Origin of the sequence: Paraburkholderia phymatum (genome assembly GCF_038900715.1) — a bacterium.
GTDB classification, from domain to species: domain Bacteria; phylum Pseudomonadota; class Gammaproteobacteria; order Burkholderiales; family Burkholderiaceae; genus Paraburkholderia; species Paraburkholderia phymatum_A.
On sequence record NZ_JAYMRZ010000029.1, the window covers coordinates 19,832 to 38,980 of the forward strand.

Here is a 19,149-nt window from a genome sequence, read left to right on the forward strand (position 1 = left end):
GCCGTGAACGATATGCGCTGCATCCGTTCACGGCGAGTCCATCCTCGACTTACTGCTGCAACCAGGCCTTCACCTTGTCCGGGTGTGCCTCGACGAATTTCTTCGCTGCTGTCGCATAGTCGTTCGTGGAATTGCCCTCGTACTCGATCGATTCGACGTCGGCGAGCGTCAGCTTGAAATGCTTGAAGAAGACGTCGGCGCGAGGAAACTTGGTCGCGAACTGTTTCGATGCAAACGCGTGGACCTGCTCCTCGCCACCGAGCGTGCCTTTCGGGTCCTTCAGATAGCGCATCTGCCACTTCTGGAAGAGCCAGTGAGGGCTCCAGACCGTGGCGACGATCCATTGCTTCGACTGATAGGCGCGCGAAACGCCTGCGAGCATGCCGGCTTCGCTCGACGATTGCAGGTTGTAGCCGTTCAGGTCGTATGCCTTGATTGTCTTTTCGGACGCCTGCATCAGACCGCCGCCGGGCTCGATACCTTGAATGGTGCCGTTCAGCTTGCTCTTGACATCCGGCTTCTCCAGATCGGAAATCGACGCAACCTGCGACTCGGGTATGTACGCCGGCACGGCCCAACCGTTCTTGCCGCCCGTGTAGATCACGCTGACGTCATCCATATCGTTCTTGTATCGCGCGTAATACGCTGCGTGAGTCACAGGCAGCCATCCGCCCACCATGATGTCCAGATCGCCGCGAGCCACACCTTGGTATTGGATGCCGATATCGGCCTGCACGAACTGAACCGGCTGCTTGAGATTGTTCTCGAGAACGTACTTGGCAACATTTGCTACGGCCAGAACGTCCGCCCAGTTCGTGACGGCCATCTTGATCGGTTCGGCGGCGACAGCGGAGCCAACGCCGACACTCATGGCAACGACCGTCGACATCGCAAGGTTCGCAATGAGCGATTTGAATAAATTGCGTTTCATATAGCACTCCTACTTGATTATCGGATTCGTTAAAAATGGACGGCCGTTTCGATGTTCTACAAATTCGTCATTCAGGTTCGTGCTGCGGCACGTGGGCCAGTCTTTGCCGTGCGTGCGCCGGGTTTGGCTTTCTTTGCCTTCACACCGAAGCTTTCCGTCAGCCGGTCAAGCACGATGGCGAGCAACACAACGCCGAGGCCGCCCTCGAAACCAATCCCGATGTCGAGGCGTTGAATGCCGCTCAACACATATTCGCCGAGACCACCGGCACCAATCATCGATGCCACCACGACCATCGAAAGCGCCATCATGATCGTCTGATTCACGCCTGCCATGATCGACGGCAGCGCGTTCGGCAGCTGGATTTTCCAGAGAAGCTGCGAATCGGTGCTGCCGAACGAGCGGCCTGCTTCAAGCAACTCCTCGCGCACTTGCTTGATGCCCAGCGTCGTCAGGCGCACGACGGGTGGCATCGCGAATACGATGGTCGCAATCACTGCGGGAACACGGCCCAGCCCGAACAGGATGACGGCAGGAATCAGATAGACGAATGCCGGCATCGTCTGCATGAAATCGAGCAGCGAGCGCAACACCACCTCTACCCGTTTGTTCCGCGCGCCCCAGATGCCAAGCGGCACGCCGATAACCAGGCTGAAGAAAGTCGCCGCGATCACGAGCGCCAGCGTGGAAACCGTTTGAGCCCACAGGCCCATGTAATGAATGGCCAGCAGAGCAACGCCGACGAAGGCCGAGAACACGACACCGCGTCGCCACAACGCAAACGCCATGAGGATGACGAGCATGGCGATGAATGGAATGGAAGCCAGCCCATCTTCAAGCAGCTTGACTACCGCACCCAGTGCGGCAGAGAAAGCGTCAAAGCCGCCGCGAAAATGTTGAAAGAGAAAATTGACTGCATTTTCTGCAAACTTTCCGATGACTGACGAATTCATGCTGCTCTCCGTTCCATAACCTGCTTGAGTATCGTCCGGCAAGACACTACGCCGGCGAGTTGTCCGGCCGTATCGGTGACGGGGACATCGTGTTCCTGGCTCAATGCGATCGCCGCCAGCTCGTGCAAATCCGCGTCCAGCGAAACGGCATTCACGTCGTGAAGCAGCGCGTCCCTGACGGGGTGCGTGCCCGCCTTGTGCAGCGACGCGGGCGTGACACAGCCCTGATACCGACCTGCGTCATCGCACACATAACCGCATTCGACGCCGCTATCGATAAGCTGATTGAGGTAGCGTTCCGCTGACGTGCCGATGTCACAAGAAATCAGCCCACGGTCGACCTGCGTCATGAGACTCGAAGCCTTGAGGAAGCGCGAAACGTCGACATTGCGGAAGAAGTCCCGCACGTATGAATCGGCAGGCGACTGAATAAGCTCGGCAGGCGTACCGACCTGAATCAGGCAGCCATCTTTCATGATGCCGATACGGCCGCCGATCTTGATGGCCTCTTCGATATCGTGTGAAATGAAGACGATGGTCCGCTGCTCTTCTTTCTGAAGCCGCAGAAGTTCGTTCTGCATTTCAAAGCGGATCAGCGGGTCCAGTGCCGAGAACGCCTCGTCCATCAAAAGCACCGAGGGGTTCACCGCAAGTGCGCGTGCAAGGCCGACACGCTGCTGCATGCCGCCGGACAATTCGCTGGGGAGCAGCTTTTCATACGAGCCCAGACCGACTCGCGTGAGGGCGGAACGCGCAATGTCGTATCGCTCTGCTTTCTTCAGTCCTGCGACCTCCAGTCCATACGCGATGTTGTCGAGCACCGTGCGGTTCGGCAGAAGCGCGAACGACTGGAATACCATCGCCATCTTCTTGCGGCGGACTTCGCGCAGTTCCGTCGTGGACATGGGGGCGATGTCGCGGCCCTCGAGAACGACCTGGCCGGAAGTGGGTTCGATCAGGCGATTGAGCAGTCGGACCAGCGTCGACTTGCCGGAACCCGAGAGGCCCATGACGACGAAGATCTCGCCGGCCTTGACGCTCAGGCTGACGTCATTGACGGCCACCATGTTGCCCGTCTGCTCGAAAATTTCATTCCGTCCGAGACCTTGCTTGACGAGCTCAGCGGCGCGCTCGGGCTTCGGTCCGAAGATCTTCGACAGGTTCCGGACCGTGAGGATATCGGTCCCGGAGACTGCGATGGATTTCGCTACCGGGGAAACATCTTCCGCGTGGATTGCGCCCGGATGGAGTACGCCTTCCGGCGCGAATGTCAGGTTTGGGGCCATTGTGTCATCCCAACTGGCAAGTTCAAGAAATCGAAGCGCGCGACCTGTAGCCTTCATCAACCCTGCACCTGAAGGCATCGCTTGCTCTCACCGGATGCACCTGACCAGTTTCATCTCGAAGCTGTGGGTGTTTCGGCAGGAGGCAAACGTCGCGAGGCACTTGAGTCAAACAAGTCACTATTCCGCGCACAAAATGCAGAACATTTGTGCGTCAGACGTCGCGCTAGTCGGCGGTTAATGCATGGATTGCAGCGTACCAAGCCAAATTGACTCATCCAGCTACATTTTCTGCGCACTTTTCCATACCTTTGGTAATGCAAGGCGCTTCTGTAGTGCTTGTAGAAAAGAGAGGCTGAAAATGAAGTTCGCGCACAGCCCGGCTGGCTGTGGGTTTGCGGGCAAAAGCACGCATCAGCGCGCGGTCTTTCGCCCTTCGGCTCTCACGCAATCGAGGCCGCGGCATAGGGAATGTCCTAGGTAGGGTCTACGAGAGTACTTCTCGCGGCCCGCATGCGATGAGTCACTAACGCAACGAGCTGGCCCGCCGAACGCAAGAAGGCTGCAATGGAGTTCGCATGGACGAGCATCTCGCCTTCGGCAGTCGCTATTGCGCTAGCTTAAGCGGAAAGACCCGCATCACCGAACGGCGCAACCGACGACTACAGACAGAAAACAATGACCGTAATAAACAAAAAGCCATTTCGATTTCTTTATCCCCGCGTTTTTGCTCAAAATCTAATCAATTTGAAGATGCTTCGCATCGACATTAAATGCCGCGGCTAATTAATGTGCAATGCCGATGTCATCGGCGGCCATAAAAGAAGGCCTGCGCCTTTTATGACAGCGTCACATGTCCGGTCGCCTGCTGTCGCCCGCGTGCACTCGATTCACGACGAAGGCGTCGCACGCACTGCTCGACCTCGCCCTCTCGCAGCTATCGACGAGTGCATGCCTCTCGCCCGTTCGATGCAGCAGTCATTCGCCAGTGATGCCGCGCATCGCCGCGCATTTGGCGGCACAACGCGATCGGCAAAAAAATCGCCGCACGACATCAAGCTGCCCCGCATCGCGAGAAAAAAGTACGCAACGCCACACGTGCGTGACGTGCATTGTTCTCCTGAAGCACACGCACATTAGTAGCTATCTAACGATTGTGCAGCGTTCCTTTACCAATCGAATTTCCAAAGCCTCGAATAACAAATTGCTTACACAACGACTTATTGCGCATTCTTTTTCGCAACGCGTTTTGATTCATGTCTCTGACACGCGCAAACGATAAATTCCGCTGGCTGAGGGAAAAAACACTTCAGCATGAACAGTTCCAATTTCAGATCAGGGGTAACAGAACAGATCTCGCAGGTTCGGTTCAGGAGCAAATATTTCAATTCTGATTGTCTTCTGGAGATAGGAAATGAAAAAACGTAGCCTGATTCAGTCTGGCATCACATTAGGATTACTGACTGGATCATTACTCGTCCCCACCCTTCATGCAGTAGCAGCACCTCAAAGCAACATGGAACTGCTGCCGACCGGGCAGTTCATCTCCCCGAAAGCAATTCCGGGCGCAGTACAACAGTTGCTGAACCCGCAACTTTCGGCCAAGCCGAGTCAGGTGGTCAGCGGCGCCATCAAGTCGCAGCTCAGCCCGGACGGCAACACGCTGGCAGTGATCACCGCTGGCTACAACACGGTCTACACGGGCGCTAACAACGGCACGTTGGACAGGGCTGACTCCACGCAGTACATCTTCATCTACGACGTGTCGGGCGCGAACAAGGCGACCCCGAAGCTGGTGCAGGCAATTCACCAGACCAACGCGTTCGATGGTCTCGCGTGGAACGGCAATCAGACCCTGTACGGCACAGGCGGCGCTGACGATAAGGTCTACGTGTACAGCCGCGCCTCGGCTGCACCTTCGGCCCAATGGGCCCAGTCCGCGGCCATCGCGCTGAACCACTCGAAGGGTATCGGTTCGGGCGTGAAGCCGAACGCCGGCGGCCTCGCAGTCTCCGCCGACGGCCGCACGCTCGTCGTAGCCAACAACTACAACGATTCGATCTCCATCATCGACACGGCCTCGAACACGCTCACGTCGGAATACGACCTGCGTCCGTTCAACACGTCGGGCCAGCAAGGTGCCGCCGGCGGCGAATATCCGTGGGCGGTTTCGCTGAAGGCCGACGGCACTGCGTTCATCTCGTCGGTGCGTGACCGTGAAGTCGTGGTGCTGAACCTGTCAAACCCGGCTTCGCCGCAATTCGTCACGCGCATCCCGGTCAAGGGCAACGCCTACGGCATGACCCTCTCGCCGGATCAGTCGAAGCTCTACGTCGCCGTGTCGAACGCCGATCAGATCGCCGTCATCGATACCGCCAGCCACAGGGTCGAAAAGACGATCGACATCGCCAGCCAGAACGGCGACGGGAACGACCAGGGCAGCGGCAACAACAAGAAGTACAGCGGCCGCGATACCGTCAACGTGACGGTATCGAAGGACGGCAAGACGCTGTATGCCGTCAACAACGGCGACAACTCGATCGCCGTGATCTCGCTCGATGGCAACAACGGCTATCACGTCAATGGCCTGATCCCGACGGCCTATGCGCCGAAGGACATCACGCTGAGCGCCGATGGCTCGCAGATGTACATCATCAACGGCAAGTCGAACACCGGCCCGAACCCGCTCTACACGTCCGGTACGACGGCGCAGTACCAGTTCGGCCTCGAGCAGAGCAGCCTCGTCAGCGCGCCCGTTCCGTCGGGCGATGCGCTCGATCGCCTGACCAGCCAGGTGAACGAAAACAATCACTATTCGGTGAAGGTGTCGGATAGCGATCGCGAGACGATGAACTTCCTGCGCTCACACATCAGGCACGTGATTTACGTCGTGAAGGAAAACCGCACGTTCGACCAGATCCTCGGCGATCTCGGCAACGGCTCCAATGGCGATCCGTCGCTGACGATGTACGGCAAGGCCACCACGCCGAACTTCCACAACATCTCGAACAACTTCGTCACGATCGACAACTTCACCGATCCGGGCGACGGTTCGATGGACGGCTGGTCGTGGGTGCAGCACGCGCACGTCACGCCGACCGAGGAAGTCTCGCAGCAGGAGAACTACGCAGGCGTCACCCGTGGCATGTCGTATGAATCCGAAGGCAGCAACCGCGGCGTGCCCGTCGGCCTCGCGACGACCGCGATGCGCGATGCGGCCGTGAACGGTGGCTTCACCAGCGCGACGTCGTCGCTGCCGGGCGGCACGGCCAACGCGCTGCCGGGCATCGCCGATGTGACCGTGCCGGATGCGCCGTTCGGTTATCAGAAGGCGAGCATCTATGACGCGGTTCTGCAGGCAGGCGGCTCGGTCCGCAACTACGGCGGCATGGTCAACAACGTCGGCACGATCGGCACGATTGCCAACCCGCTGCTCAACCCGGCCGGTGCGAACAACGTCCAGGCTCACCCGCTCAAGCCGTCGCTCGTGAACCTGACCGACCAGTTCTATCGCGGCTTCGATCAGGCCTATCCGGACACGTTCCGCGAACTCGAATGGAACCGCGAGTTTCAGCAGTACGTCGCGAACGGCCAGCTCCCGTCGTTCGAGTTCGTGCGCATGGGCTCGGACCACACGGGCAGCTTTGCGCAGAACGTCGGCCAGATGGGATCGGCGGAACAGGAGGAAGCGGATAACGACTTCGCAGTCGGCAAGCTGGTCGAGACGGTCGCGCACAGCCCGTACGCGAACGACACGGTGATCGTGGTGGTCGAGGACGACTCGCAAGCCGGTTCCGATCACGTCGACTCGCACCGCTCGACGGCTTACGTCGTCGGCGCGTACGTGAAGAAGCACGCCGTCGTCAGCACCGCCTACAGCCAGGTCAACGCGCTTCGTACCATGGAAGATCTGCTCGGTACCCAGCACATGGACCTGAACACGGCGTACGCCAAGCCGATGACCGATCTGTTCGACACGAAGTCGGACGGCTCGTGGACGTACACGGCCGTTGCCTCGACGATCCTGAAAGGCACGAACGTGGGCAACGTGGCGAGCAGCAACGGCAGCCAGTTTGCGCAGGGCGAGGACATTCATCCGCTGCATGACGTGACGTACTGGGCGAACGCGACGAAGGACTTCGACTTCTCCAAGGAAGATCGTATTGATCCGATGCTGTTCAACCACGTGCAGTGGAAGGGTGTGATGGGTGACAAGCCGTATCCCGTGCCGCACTCGATCTACTCGAAGGCCGCAGCCGACGGCACGAAGACGGTCGCCGCTGCCGACGACGACGACGATTGAACAAGTAGTCGCGTCGTTCCGTTCGAGCGCATCGGGTAGGCCATTGCCCGATGCGCGCGATCCGCAGTAGCCAGTCACGGCGGGTGGCTGTCCTCAAGGACGGCTGCCCGCCGAGCTTCTCGCTATCCGCACACGACAATAACCAGCACAGCGTGATGCCAATAAACGTCCCCCGATCCAGAACCGCAATTGCCGTATCGGCGCTATTTGCCGCCTTGTCGTTCGCTCATCTGGCGAAGGCTCAACAAGCTGAACAAGGGCAGCTTCAGCAGACGCAAGCCCCACAGACGCAAGCCCAACAGACGCAACCCGCAGGCACCCTGGGCGAGGTCTCCGTCAACGCGGCGACGACCGCGAGCGCGCCCGATCACAACGTCAACGACCCGTATCAGGTTCCCGGCATCAGCAAGACGGGCACCCCGCTCGGCGACCTGCCGATGAGCGTGGAGGTGATTCCGCGCGGCATTCTCGACGAACAAGGTGTCACGTCGTTGCAGGAAGCGATCCGCAAAGGCAACGTGTCCGGCGTGAACTATGGAGGCACTGATTCGAAAGGCTTCACCGACCACTTCATGATCCGCGGCCTTCAGGCGCAGACCTATGACGACGGCTTCTCGGACGGCGATCAGGTCAACGGCCCGACGCATTCGCTGCTGGGCGTCGAGCGCATCGAAGTGCTCAAGGGACCGGGGTCGGCGCTGCTCGGCAGCGGCCCGCCGGGCGGCTCGATAAACCTGATCCACTACACGCCGTCGGCGCAGTTCCACTGGGGCGGCGACATCCAGGCGGGCTCGTTCGGCACCGTCGACGCGAGTGGCTACGTCACCGGCCCAACCGGCATCGACGGACTGAACTATCGCGTGGACGCCGCCGCCGGCCGCTCCGACGGCTATCGCGACCTGGCATCATGGAACAAGGAAATCCGTCCCGATCTGCAGTGGAAGATCGGCGACCACAAGATCGAATTCTCGATCGACGCGCAAGACTACATGGCGACGCCCGACTCATACGGGATCATCTATCACAACGGTGCGCCGATCCATAACGTCCCGTTCGACGCCAAGTATTCGACGCCGTTCGCGAGCGCGCACGGCAACTATGTACGCGCCACGCTCACGGACGAGTGGCGCATCAGCGACTACCTGACGATCAACAATCGTCTTTCGTACATGCATCACACGCTGGACTTCTACAGCAACGGCGACAGCACGCACGCGAAGATCAAGGGCAACACGTTTACGGGCCGCCAGTTGCGCGACGAGAACGACTCGCTCAACACGCTCGACTATCAGCTGGAGCCGGTCTGGAAATTCTCGACGGGCAGCATCCGCCATACGCTGCTGACGGGCTTCGAATACCTGCATCAGGATCTCAACACCGACAAGACGACGGCAGACCTTCCGGACATCGCCGACATCTTCGCGCCCGTGCCGCTGGAAACTTCCATCGCGAGCCTGCACTTCCAGTGCGCGCCGTCTCACTCGTGCCAGAACGATCATGTGACCGCGAACTTCTACAGCCTTTACGCAACCGATCAGGTGGACGTGACGGACAGGTTCAAGATTCGCGCGGGCGTGCGCAAGGACTGGTTCGGTACGTCGCTGACCCTGAACCCGCGCCCGGGCGAGCCGAACCGCACCGCCAACGACGGCATCACGCTGGTTCAGGGCAATACGTACACGCGCAACGATGCGCCGACCAGCTGGAACGCCGGCGTGCTGTACAAGGTCACGCCCTGGATGACGCCGTATTTCGGCGTATCGCGCAGCTACCTCGCGAATTTCAACTCCGAGAACGACGCGTTTTCCATCGGCCCGCCGGAATCGGCGCTGCAATACGAGGTAGGCGTGAAGTGGTCGCTCGACGACGGGCGCTACGTGCTCAACACCGCGCTGTTCGACGTGAAGCGGGAACATGTGGCGACTCCGTTCGGCGACGACCAGATCGCGTTCGACTCGCAACGCACGCGCGGCGCCGAGGCCTCGCTCGACGCCGATCTCACGCCGAACTGGCACGTGTACGCGAATTTCACCGCGCAGCACGCGCGCGTCACCAATAGTCCGGACACGCCCGGCGCAGTCGGCACGGTCCCGCAGGGCGTGCCCGCCTATATGGCGAACCTGTGGACGACATACCGCTTCAGTCTCTTCGGCAAGGCGGGCTTTCATGCGGGTGCGGGCATCAATTACGTGAGCCGGATGTCGAACGGCTTCGCCAACGGCTACGACTGGGCGCCTGCCTCGCTGATCGAGAACCTGCAGTTCGGTTACGCGGAGCGTCACTGGGGAGTCGATCTGAACATCGACAACGTCACCAACCAGCGCTACTACATCGCCAGCAACGTGGTCGGCGCGTATCTCGGCGCGCCCGTGGCCGCCTATGTCACGCTGCGTGCGGATTTTTGAGGAGGATCGATCATGTCGACGGACATCCTGTTACGCGTCGCCCATCATTCGGGCGGCGTGCTGTATATGATCGCCGTGCTGCTGTTCGTCTCGCTGACGGTCGTCATCGAGCGGCTGTGGTTCCTGCATCGCGTCGCGCGCGACGCGCACGCGGCGCTCGCCGAACTCGACCGTCACAAGGCGCTGAACGCGAGCGCCCTCGCGGCCTGGGCCCAACGGCACGACGGCCTGCCGACGGGCAGCGTAATCGCAACGGCAAGCCGGCTCGCAGGACGCGCCGATCGCGACACGCTCGCCGCGAGCCTCGAAGAAGCGGTGATGCGCGAGGCTCCGCGTATCGACCGCTTTCTATGGGTGCTCGATACCGCCGTCACACTGGCGCCGCTGCTCGGGCTGTTCGGGACGATCGTCGGCATGTTCGACGCGTTTCAGGTGCTCTCGAATCCGGGCAATGCGCCGACTCAGGTGACGGGCGGCGTCGCCGAGGCGCTGATCGCGACGGCGTCGGGCCTCTTCGTCGCGATGATCGGGCTCGTGTTCTTCAACGGGCTGCATAACCGCGTGCGAATCGTCGTCCATCAACTCGATACGCTGAAGACGGCGCTCGTCAATCGACTGACGAGCGACATCGCCGATGCGCAGGTCGCGCGGGAAACAGAAACCGAAATCCGGCGCGGAGTGGTCAGCGCGCTTGCGCGGCAGGGAGCATGACGTGAAGTACTTTGAGGCGCGCAAGGCGCGCATCGAGATCATTCCGATGATCGACATCATGTTCTTCATGCTGGTGTTTTTCATCATGATCACGCTGCACATGATTCCGAACGCGGGCCTGCGCACGCAATTGCCATCGAGCGCGAGCGCGCAAAGCCTGCCGCCGCCGAAGGTGACGGTGACGCTCGCGGCTGACGGCAGCGTGTCGGTCGACGGCCGCACGCTCAGCGCGGCGGAGTTGACCGCGTTGCTCGCGAAGCGTCCCGATCCGGCGCATACGGTCGTGACCATCGCGGGCGCGAAGGACGTGCAGTTGCAGAAGCTCATGAGCGTGATGGACGCGTGTCGCGCGGCCGGCGTTACGCAAGTGTCGCTCGCCGCGCAACCGGCAAAGGCGGACTGACATGTCGTCGATGCCGACCGCCGCGCTGCATGCCTCTCATTCAGACACGCGCAAGCCGCTTTATACGTCGGCGGCGCTCGCACTGACCGTCGAGGCGCTGCTGCTCGCGGGCGTCGGCGCGTGGCTGATTCGCCCGCACGTCGCTGAACTGAAACGGCCCGAGCCGATGACAATCACGTTGGCGCCGCCTGCTGTAGCCGCGCCGAAGCCAGCGGCCATTTCCGCGCCCGTCGCCTCCCGCGAAGCGTCGAAGCCGGTGCCGAAACCGGCCGCGCAGCCGCCGCGCGTCCCAGCGACGCATCAGGCGCGCGTCGCGCATGCGACGCCGCAAACGCAGCCGAAGCCGCAGCCAAAGCCGGCTGTGCCACCGCCCACGCCGACGCCTGCTCCCGCTCCTGCGCCCGCACCGAACACCGAGCCCGCGCAAAGCGCCGCGCCGACGGAACCCGCCCCCGCGCCAGCGCCCACTCCGGCCCGCCCCGACGCGAGTTTCGAGGCCGCGCTGCGCGCCGCGATCCAGGCGGCGCTGCGCTATCCGGAATCGGCGCGCATGGAAGGGACAACGGGGCGCATGCTCGTCGCGTTCGTCTATCGCGACGGCGCAGTGTCCGACATACGCGTCGTCACATCGAGCGGCATGGGGCTGCTCGACCATGCCGCGCTCGCAGCCGTGCGCGACGCAGCGTGCCCGCCTCCGCCACATGGACTCGAAGGCAAGAGCCTGCCCGAAAAGCTATGGGTCGACTTCACGCTCGACGGCAAGGGATAGCGCGTTTCCAGTCCATCGATCAATAGCACTACAGCGGTTGTTCTCCGTGCGTGATCGTCATTCGGATCACACAGTCGGTTTCGAAAGCCTGTCCATGAGAAGAAATCGTATGGCAGTGCGTCGCGTGGCGGCAGCGCTGGCGATGAGTCTGGTCGAACCATTGCCGGTTCTGTCGATGCGTGGCGTGATACGGGTGATCGTGCCGGCCGTGACGCCGCCGATCATCGAGTTGAACAACCTGGTGCAGTGACAGCGGGTGTCATGCGGCCATAGCCTCGAAGGCTGCGCCGTCGCGTTGACGACCGCACGGCGCGCTGTATCGGAGCGTCGCGCCGTCACTGAAACGGAAGAAATCAGCGCACGTAAATGGTCGGGCCCGGCGCATTCGCTGGCAGGAACACTTCGGTGCGCGCGCCGTTGCGATCGATGATGATCGAGCGCGCGCGCACTTCGGCGAGCTTCGCGCCCTGCATGATCGTGGCGCCGAGCGACACGGCATGCGGCGGCTCGCCGCCCGTGCTGACGATCGCGGCGGCGCCCTCGCCCAGCGCGAGAATGCCGGACAGGTGGATGTCCTGATTCGCGGTGCGCGTGAGCTGGCCGCCGAACAGCGTTGCCGCCTGCTCCGTCGAAACAGGCGCGCGCACGGCAGCCGCGGGCACGGGCGGCGCATGCGACGTGAGCGTGACGATCCAGTAAGTGAGCGTCGCGCAGAACACCGCGAACAGTGCGAGCGAAATGAGGCGGATCTGGAGTGCGTTCATGCGTGTCATTGTACGGACTCTCGTGAATTTTGCGGCGTGTCGAAAGCGTTCAGCGGCGTGACATTAAAATGACCGGCCGGACGTGCAAGGTACTGCATTCTCGATGTATTTCATGACGTCCGGTCGACCGATAATTTTTCCAATGAGGTAGCAAGCTATGCAAATGTGGACCAGTCGCCGCAACGAGATCGCGAACATGCATGCGAACCTGCGTGCGCGTCGTCAACGCGGGTTCACCCTGATCGAGATCATGGTCGTGATTGCGATCCTCGGCATTCTGGCCGCGCTGATCGTGCCGAAGATCATGAGCCGTCCGGACGAAGCGCGCCGCGTGGCTGCGAAGCAGGATATCGGCACCGTCATGCAGTCGCTCAAGCTGTACCGGCTCGACAACGGCCGCTATCCGACCCAGGAGCAGGGCCTGCGCGCGATGATCGAAAAGCCGACCACGGACCCGATCCCGAGCAACTGGAAGGACGGCGGCTATCTCGAGCGTCTGCCGAATGATCCGTGGGGCAATACGTATCAGTACCTGAATCCGGGCGTGCACGGCGAGATCGACGTGTTCAGCTACGGCGCGGATGGCAAGCCGGGCGGCGAAGGCAACGATGCCGACGTCGGCTCGTGGCAGTAGACGTCGTTGGCTTCTATTGCTCGCAGGGCAACGCGCGCGACATGCGCGCGCCGGATGCGGCACCACGGCTCGTGATCGCGCGTGGCCGGATCGCCAGCGGACGCATCGTCCGGTCATGCGTCACCGCGCCTGTCGACTATCGGCGATTGCGCGTTGCGCTGATCGCGAATGTGTCGTGAATCTGCCCGTCTTGCCAGCTCAGCGCGACAGATCCTCTAAACGTCGATTGCGCGTGCGCGGCCCGAATGCGCCCACCGCGACGATCATCACGAGCATCGCCGCGCCGATGAACATCGCGACGCCGAGCGTTCCGCCCTCGTGCAGGAAGAAGCCGATCAGCAAACCGGCGACGGCCGCGCTCACGCGGCTCCACGAGTACACGAAGCCGATCGCACGCGCACGGATACGCGTCGGATATTGCTCGGCCTGAAAGCCGTGAAAGACGAACGAGATCCAGTTGTTGAACAGCGTGACGAGCACGCCGAATGTGATGATCCACGCCGGCTCCGTCTGCCGCGCGAAGATGAGCATGAAGATGCCGATGCCCACGCCCGCGCTGACGATCTGCCACTTGCGCTCCATGCGATCCGCGATCCAGATGCCGAGCAGCGGCCCGACGGGATTCGCGAGCGCGATGATGAACGAGTATTGCAGGCTCGTCGTCACGTGGATGCCCTTTGAAATGAGCAACGTCGGCACCCACGCGCCGAAGCCGTAGAACGCGATGGTCTGCATCAGATTGAACACTGAAAGCACCAGCGTGCGCTTGCCATACGGTCCCTTGAACAGTTCGGAAAACTTGCCGTCGCCGACGACGGCTTCGGCGGGCGGCGCTTTCGGCAGCGCGGTCATGCCCGCGTCGCGCGCGATCTTCGTTTCGAGGTCGCGCATGATGCGCTCCGCTTCTTCGTCGCGACCGTGCAGCGCGAGCCAGCGCGGGCTTTCCGGCAAGCCGAGACGCAGCCACCACGCGGCAATCGCGCCCACCGACGCGATGCCCGCAACCCAGCGCCAGCCATCGATGCCGAACGGACTGACGGGCACGAGCAGCCAGCCGAGCAGCGCGACCACGGGCACGATCAGAAACTCGATGAACTGATAGAACGCGAACGCCTTGCCGCGCCCTTGCGGCGGCACGAGTTCGGTGAGGAAGGTGTCGATGGTGACCTGCTCCAGCCCCACGCCGATAGCCGCGATGAAGCGGCAGATATCGACGCCCTCCGCGCTCGTCTGACACGCCATCAACGCGGTTGCGATCGAATACCAGACGAGCGAGAACGTGAACATCGAGCGTCGGCCGAGCCGGTCCGCGATCGAGCCGAATACCATGCAGCCGAGCCACATGCCCGCGAACGTGCAGAACACGAAGAAGCCCACGCCGTTGACGCTGAAGAAGCCGGCCGGGTTCGTGCTGAACAGCCCGCTTTTCACGAGCCCTGGCGCGATGTACGCCGTCATGAAGAGATCGTAAAGCTCGAACACGCCGCCCAGCGAGATCAGGAACACGAACCACCAGAGCGTGCGCGTGAACGGCAAGCGATCGAGCCGGGACGCGACTTGCCCGGCATACGAGTCCGCGACCCTGACGGTCGTTGTGTCCGCGTAGATGTCTGTCATCGTCGTCTCCGCGCAGCAGCTCGTTGGCCGCCGCGATATCTCTTTCTTATGAAGCCCGCTCGCGGCGGGCCGGGCGCATCGTGATTTTCAGTGCCGTTCCCAATGCCGTGTTCAATGCCGTTCGAGCGCGGCCACAACCGCATCGCCCATCTCGCGCGTGCCCACCTTGCGCGTGCCGGGTCGATAGATGTCCGCCGTGCGATAGCCTTGCGACAGTACCGTGCTCACCGCGCGGCGCACGCGATCGGCCGCGTCGTCGAGATCGAATGACAGGCGCAGCATCATCTCGACGGAGAGAATCGCCGCGAGCGGATTGGCGATGTCCTTGCCCGCGATGTCCGGCGCCGTGCCGTGCACCGGTTCGTACAGACCGAAGGCGCCAACGCCCAGCGACGCCGAAGGCAGCATGCCGATGGAGCCCGTGAGCATCGCGGCGGCGTCCGAGAGAATGTCGCCGAACACGTTGCCCGTGACGATCACGTCGAACTGGCGCGGATTGCGCATCAGCATCATCGCGGCGGCATCGACGAACATGTGCGTAAGTTCGACGTCGGGATAGTCGCGGCCGACTTCCGTCATCACGTCGCGCCACAGTCGCATCGTTTCGAGCACATTGGCCTTGTCGACCGAACACACCTTGCGCTGCCGCTGCCGCGCCGCGCGAAACGCCGCGTGCGCGATGCGCCGCACTTCGGATTCGCTGTAGCGCATCGTATTGATGCCGATGCGCTCGCCGCCTTCATTCGTCACGCCGCGCGGTTCGCCGAAGTAGAGATCGCCCGTGAGTTCGCGCAGGATCACGATGTCGAGTCCGTCGACGACTTCGCGCTTCAGGCTGGATGCATCCGCGAGTTCGGGAAACAGGAACGCGGGGCGAAAGTTCGCGAAGAGATCAAGTGCCTTGCGCAGACGCAGCAGGCTCGCGCCCGGACGCACGTCGAACGGAATCTTTTCATCGCCGGGCTCGCCCGCCGCGCCGAAGAGAATCGCGTCCGAGCGGCGCGCAACCTCCAGCGTCTGCGCAGGCAACGGATCGCCCGCCGCTTCCACGCCCGCGCCGCCGATGGGCGCATGCTCGACTTCGAGTCCCGCGCTCTTCGGCACGACCGCCTGCAATATCCTGAGCGCCTGTGCCGTCACTTCCTTGCCGATGCCGTCTCCCGCGAGTACCGCGACTTTCATGTGCGCTCCCTTGCTTTCCGGTTGAGTGAATGGTGTCGCGTCACGACGCGTAGCCGCGCTCGAACGCTTCGATGCGTTCCATCTGCGTGAGCGTGAAGCCGAGTTCGTCGAGCCCTTCGAGCAGGCAACGCTTCAGATACGCCTCGATCGAGAACGCGTGCGTGTCGCCATTGGCCATCGAAACGGTCTGCGCTTCGAGATCGACCGTGACGTGAAGACCCGGTTCCGCTTCGATCCTGTCGATCAGGCCGTCGACCACATCTGCCGGAAGCAACACGATCAGCAAGCCGTTTTTTGCCGCGTTCGAAGCGAAGATGTCGCCGACGCTCGGCGCGATGACGGCTCGCACGCCGTAGTCGTAAAGCGCCCACACCGCATGCTCGCGCGACGATCCGCACGCGAAGTTCTCCTTCGCCACCACGATGCGCGCGGGCCGGTAAGCGGGCTGATTCAACGCGAACGATGCGTTCTCCGCGCCATCCGCGCGGTAACGCAGATCGCGGAACAGATAAGCGCCGAAGTCGTCGGCGCGCGGCTTTTGCAGATAGCGCGCGGGCAGGATCTGATCGGTATCGCAGTTCGGGCGCGCGATGGGCAGCGCGACGGCATCGAGACGAACGAACGGTTCCATATCAGCGGGCCTCCGCGAGCAACGGGCGCACGTCCGTGAGTCGTCCGGTGAGCGCGGCGGCCGCGACCATTGCGGGGCTCATCAGATGCGTGCGCGATCCGGGCCCTTGCCTGCCGACGAAATTGCGATTGGTCGTCGAAGCGCTGCGCTGCCCTGGTGCAACGATGTCGCCGTTCGTGCCGAGGCACATCGAGCAGCCCGCTTCGCGCCATTGAAAGCCCGCGTCGCGGAACACGCGATCGAGGCCGAGCGCTTCGGCTTCGCGCTTGACGAGCCCCGAGCCCGGCACGACCCACGCCTCTACCGACGACGCGACCTTGCGCCCCTTCACGACGGCGGCCGCCGCCTTCAGATCCTCGATGCGCCCGTTCGTGCACGAGCCGATGAACGCGCGATCGATCGTAAGACCATCGAGCGGCATGCCTGGCGTAAGTCCCATGTAATCCATCGTGCGCTGCATCGCGGCGCGGCGCTCCGCGTTCGGCGCGCTCGCGGGATCGGGCACGCGCGCGTCGATGGGCAGCGCGTCCTCGGGGCTGTTGCCCCACGTCACCATCGGGCGCAGCGTGCTCACGTCGATCGACACCTCTTTGTCGAACGATGCGCCTTCGTCGCTCGCGAGCGCACGCCAGCGCGCGACGTCCCGCTCCCACTGCTCGCCTTGCGGCGCGTGCGGCTTGTTCGCGAGATAGTCGAAGGTGATGTCGTCGGGCGCGACCATGCCCGCGCGCCCGCCCGCTTCGATCGACATGTTGCAGATGGTCAGGCGCCCCTCCAGCGACAGAGCGGAGATGGCCGAGCCCGCATATTCGATCACGTGCCCCGTCGCGCCGCCCGCGCCGATGCGCGCGATGATCGCGAGAATCACATCCTTTGCGCTGACGCCGGACGCAAGCGCGCCGTCGAGCACGATGCGCATCGTGCGCGGCTTGCGCTGCCACAGCGTTTGCGTTGCGAGCACGTGCGCGACTTCCGTGGCGCCGATGCCGAACGCAAGAGCACCCAGCGCGCCATGCGTGGACGTGTGACTGTCGCCGCACACAATCAGCATGCCTGGGCGGCTCATGCCCTGTTCCGGCCCGACGACGTGAACGATGCCTTGACGCGCATCGTCGAGGCCGTAGAAAGCGATGCCGTGCTCGTTGCTGTCGTTGCGAAGGGCATTCGCCATCGCGCGCTTTTCGGGGTCCGCGATGCTGGCGAGATCGCGGCTGTTCGTCGGCACGTAGTGATCGGCGGTGGCGAAGCCGCGCTGCGGCGCGCGCACCTTGAGGCCGCGCTGGCGCAGCATTTCGAAAGCGGGCGCGGAACCGTCCTGAATGAAATGGCTGTCGACGTAGAGCAGGCTCTGGCCATCTTCGCGCTCGAAGATGCGATGCGTCTGCCAGATCTTGTCGAACAGCGTGCGGGGTGCGCCAGTGGTGCGTGTCACTGTGTTCGTCTCCGTTTGTTCTCCGCGTGGCTGGACGCTGGTTTGCACGAGCCGCACGGTGAGACGATGGTAGGCGCTTCCCCAATCTTTACAACGACAGATATATCATGGCCACCATCAAGAAAACTCATGGCGAAACATGCGACGAAAACTGCCACCCCTCAATGCGTTGCGCGCGTTCGAAGCATCGGGGCGTTATTCGAGCTTCACGGGCGCGGCGAAGGAACTACTCGTCACGCAAGGCGCCGTGAGCCGTCACGTATCGCTGCTGGAAGACTGGCTCGGCGTGAAGCTGTTTCTGCGCACGCCGCGCGGCATCGAACTGACGCGCAAGGGCGAGAGCTACATCCGCGCGTTGAGCAGCGCGTTCGATCAGATCGACTACGCGACGCGCGAATTGCGTGACGAAGCGGACGGCTCCGTGCTGCGCCTCAAGCTGCCGCCGACCTTCGCGATGCGCTGGCTCGTGCCGCGTCTGACGCGCTTTCACGCGCGGCATCCGAAGATCGCGATCCAGATCGTCACGTCGCACGAGCCCGCGAATTTCCGGCTCGAAGACATCGACGTGTCCGTGCATTCGCATCCGTATCCGCCCGAGGGACAAGGGCATCAGCGGCTCTTTCGCGAAGTGCTGATGCCCGTTTGCAGCCCCGCTCTGTTGCAACGCGGGCCCGCGCTCGCCGAACCGAGGGATCTCGCGCGGCACACGTTGCTGTCGTCGCGAAACCGGCCGATGGACTGGTCGCGCTGGCTCGTCGAAGCGGGACTGACCGAACTGGACGGCGCGGGCCACGTCGACTTCGACAATGCGGCGCTGGCCTATCAGGCGGCCATCGACAATCTCGGCGTGATGATCGCGGTGCGCGCGTTGATCGAAGACGATCTGACGAGCGGAAAGCTCATCGCGCCGTTCGACCTGCAAGTGACCACGCCCGGCGCCTACTACCTGGCATGCGCGCTCGTCACGTCGAGGTCGCCACAACTGATGGCGTTCGAAGCGTGGCTGATGGAAGAAGCCGACGCATACGAGCGAAGCCTCGCTGCGGCGAATCGCGGTTAGCAAACGATCTGTCGACCGCGTTTGCCGCACGAGTCTTTTTCGGTTTCGGCCACACGTCGCGTGTGGCGCAA

General features: G+C 62.4%; 18 protein-coding genes. 10 read left to right on the forward strand and 8 right to left on the reverse strand.

The window, feature by feature from the left end; all coding sequences use genetic code 11:
* Positions 1–49 precede the first annotated feature (49 nt).
* From VSR68_RS36140 to VSR68_RS36150, 3 genes are all read right to left on the reverse strand, one after another.
* Positions 50–931, reverse strand: coding sequence for a glycine betaine ABC transporter substrate-binding protein (locus VSR68_RS36140; RefSeq protein WP_342944322.1), 882 nt, complete (start codon positions 929–931; stop codon positions 50–52).
* Positions 932–1,002: 71 nt separating this feature from the next.
* Complete coding sequence (locus tag VSR68_RS36145) at positions 1,003–1,884, reverse strand: proline/glycine betaine ABC transporter permease (protein ID WP_342944323.1); 882 nt, start codon at positions 1,882–1,884, stop codon at positions 1,003–1,005.
* Complete coding sequence (locus tag VSR68_RS36150) at positions 1,881–3,170, reverse strand: glycine betaine/L-proline ABC transporter ATP-binding protein (protein ID WP_342944396.1); 1,290 nt, start codon at positions 3,168–3,170, stop codon at positions 1,881–1,883. Before VSR68_RS36150 ends, VSR68_RS36145 begins: the two co-directional genes overlap by 4 nt.
* A gap of 575 nt (positions 3,171–3,745) precedes the next feature.
* On the opposite strand from VSR68_RS36150, the gene VSR68_RS36155 reads away from it, so the two are divergent.
* The 7 genes from VSR68_RS36155 (at position 3,746) to VSR68_RS36185 (ending at position 12,008) form a co-directional block, all read left to right on the forward strand.
* Positions 3,746–3,940: a hypothetical protein gene (locus tag VSR68_RS36155; protein WP_342944324.1), complete on the forward strand. Its 195-nt coding sequence runs from the start codon at positions 3,746–3,748 to the stop codon at positions 3,938–3,940.
* 743 nt (positions 3,941–4,683) lie between these two features.
* A complete protein-coding gene (locus VSR68_RS36160) occupies positions 4,684–7,470 on the forward strand; it encodes a bifunctional YncE family protein/alkaline phosphatase family protein (protein ID WP_342944325.1) in 2,787 nt (928 codons plus the stop codon).
* A 215-nt stretch (positions 7,471–7,685) separates the two neighbouring features.
* Complete coding sequence (locus tag VSR68_RS36165; protein ID WP_342944326.1) at positions 7,686–9,875, forward strand: TonB-dependent receptor; 2,190 nt, start codon at positions 7,686–7,688, stop codon at positions 9,873–9,875.
* A 12-nt stretch (positions 9,876–9,887) separates the two neighbouring features.
* Positions 9,888–10,586, forward strand: coding sequence for a MotA/TolQ/ExbB proton channel family protein (locus tag VSR68_RS36170; protein ID WP_342944327.1), 699 nt, complete (start codon positions 9,888–9,890; stop codon positions 10,584–10,586).
* Position 10,587: 1 nt separating this feature from the next.
* A complete protein-coding gene (locus tag VSR68_RS36175; protein WP_342944328.1) occupies positions 10,588–10,989 on the forward strand; it encodes a biopolymer transporter ExbD in 402 nt (133 codons plus the stop codon).
* Between the two features lies 1 nt (position 10,990).
* Positions 10,991–11,758, forward strand: a complete 768-nt coding sequence (locus VSR68_RS36180) for a TonB family protein (RefSeq protein ID WP_342944329.1) — start codon at positions 10,991–10,993, stop codon at positions 11,756–11,758.
* 109 nt (positions 11,759–11,867) lie between these two features.
* Positions 11,868–12,008 carry a hypothetical protein gene (locus tag VSR68_RS36185; protein ID WP_342944402.1) on the forward strand — a complete coding sequence of 47 codons (141 nt, stop codon included), beginning with the start codon at positions 11,868–11,870 and terminating at the stop codon, positions 12,006–12,008.
* Positions 12,009–12,111: 103 nt separating this feature from the next.
* Here the strand turns inward: VSR68_RS36185 and VSR68_RS36190 are convergent, their stop codons facing one another.
* Positions 12,112–12,522, reverse strand: coding sequence for a type II secretion system protein N (locus VSR68_RS36190; RefSeq protein ID WP_342940524.1), 411 nt, complete (start codon positions 12,520–12,522; stop codon positions 12,112–12,114).
* A gap of 157 nt (positions 12,523–12,679) precedes the next feature.
* On the opposite strand from VSR68_RS36190, the gene gspG reads away from it, so the two are divergent.
* On the forward strand, positions 12,680–13,156 hold the full coding sequence (gene gspG, locus VSR68_RS36195; protein WP_342944330.1) for a type II secretion system major pseudopilin GspG: 477 nt from the start codon (positions 12,680–12,682) through the stop codon (positions 13,154–13,156).
* Positions 13,147–13,335 carry a hypothetical protein gene (locus VSR68_RS36200; RefSeq protein WP_342944331.1) on the forward strand — a complete coding sequence of 63 codons (189 nt, stop codon included), beginning with the start codon at positions 13,147–13,149 and terminating at the stop codon, positions 13,333–13,335. The genes gspG and VSR68_RS36200 overlap by 10 nt, the downstream gene beginning before the upstream one ends.
* Before the next feature lie 19 nt (positions 13,336–13,354).
* Here the strand turns inward: VSR68_RS36200 and VSR68_RS36205 are convergent, their stop codons facing one another.
* From VSR68_RS36205 to leuC, 4 genes are all read right to left on the reverse strand, one after another.
* A complete protein-coding gene (locus VSR68_RS36205) occupies positions 13,355–14,773 on the reverse strand; it encodes an MFS transporter (RefSeq protein ID WP_342944332.1) in 1,419 nt (472 codons plus the stop codon).
* Between the two features lie 111 nt (positions 14,774–14,884).
* Positions 14,885–15,955 (reverse strand): 3-isopropylmalate dehydrogenase, encoded by a 1,071-nt coding sequence (gene leuB / locus VSR68_RS36210; protein ID WP_342944333.1) that lies wholly within the window; start codon positions 15,953–15,955, stop codon positions 14,885–14,887.
* Between the two features lie 40 nt (positions 15,956–15,995).
* Positions 15,996–16,586 carry a 3-isopropylmalate dehydratase small subunit gene (gene leuD / locus VSR68_RS36215; RefSeq protein WP_342944334.1) on the reverse strand — a complete coding sequence of 197 codons (591 nt, stop codon included), beginning with the start codon at positions 16,584–16,586 and terminating at the stop codon, positions 15,996–15,998.
* Between the two features lies 1 nt (position 16,587).
* Positions 16,588–18,018, reverse strand: coding sequence for a 3-isopropylmalate dehydratase large subunit (gene leuC, locus VSR68_RS36220; protein WP_342944335.1), 1,431 nt, complete (start codon positions 18,016–18,018; stop codon positions 16,588–16,590).
* Positions 18,019–18,157: 139 nt separating this feature from the next.
* On the opposite strand from leuC, the gene gcvA reads away from it, so the two are divergent.
* Complete coding sequence (gcvA, locus tag VSR68_RS36225; protein ID WP_342944336.1) at positions 18,158–19,078, forward strand: transcriptional regulator GcvA; 921 nt, start codon at positions 18,158–18,160, stop codon at positions 19,076–19,078.
* Positions 19,079–19,149: the final 71 nt, after the last annotated feature.

Excerpts from the sequence above, each read along its gene's own strand:
- gcvA (WP_342944336.1), top strand. The coding sequence starts at position 18,158 with ATGCGACGAAAACTGCCACCCCTCAATGCGTTGCGCGCGTTCGAAGCA.
- VSR68_RS36160 (WP_342944325.1), top strand. The coding sequence starts at position 4,684 with ATGGAACTGCTGCCGACCGGGCAGTTCATCTCCCCGAAAGCAATTCCG.
- VSR68_RS36145 (WP_342944323.1), bottom strand. The coding sequence starts at position 1,884 with ATGAATTCGTCAGTCATCGGAAAGTTTGCAGAAAATGCAGTCAATTTT.
- VSR68_RS36140 (WP_342944322.1), bottom strand. The coding sequence starts at position 931 with ATGAAACGCAATTTATTCAAATCGCTCATTGCGAACCTTGCGATGTCG.
- leuB (WP_342944333.1), bottom strand. The coding sequence starts at position 15,955 with ATGAAAGTCGCGGTACTCGCGGGAGACGGCATCGGCAAGGAAGTGACG.
- VSR68_RS36170 (WP_342944327.1), top strand. The coding sequence starts at position 9,888 with ATGTCGACGGACATCCTGTTACGCGTCGCCCATCATTCGGGCGGCGTG.
- VSR68_RS36150 (WP_342944396.1), bottom strand. The coding sequence starts at position 3,170 with ATGGCCCCAAACCTGACATTCGCGCCGGAAGGCGTACTCCATCCGGGC.
- VSR68_RS36155 (WP_342944324.1), top strand. The coding sequence starts at position 3,746 with ATGGACGAGCATCTCGCCTTCGGCAGTCGCTATTGCGCTAGCTTAAGC.
- VSR68_RS36180 (WP_342944329.1), top strand. The coding sequence starts at position 10,991 with ATGTCGTCGATGCCGACCGCCGCGCTGCATGCCTCTCATTCAGACACG.
- VSR68_RS36185 (WP_342944402.1), top strand. The coding sequence starts at position 11,868 with ATGGCAGTGCGTCGCGTGGCGGCAGCGCTGGCGATGAGTCTGGTCGAA.
- VSR68_RS36205 (WP_342944332.1), bottom strand. The coding sequence starts at position 14,773 with ATGACAGACATCTACGCGGACACAACGACCGTCAGGGTCGCGGACTCG.
- gspG (WP_342944330.1), top strand. The coding sequence starts at position 12,680 with ATGCAAATGTGGACCAGTCGCCGCAACGAGATCGCGAACATGCATGCG.
- leuD (WP_342944334.1), bottom strand. The coding sequence starts at position 16,586 with ATGGAACCGTTCGTTCGTCTCGATGCCGTCGCGCTGCCCATCGCGCGC.
- VSR68_RS36190 (WP_342940524.1), bottom strand. The coding sequence starts at position 12,522 with ATGAACGCACTCCAGATCCGCCTCATTTCGCTCGCACTGTTCGCGGTG.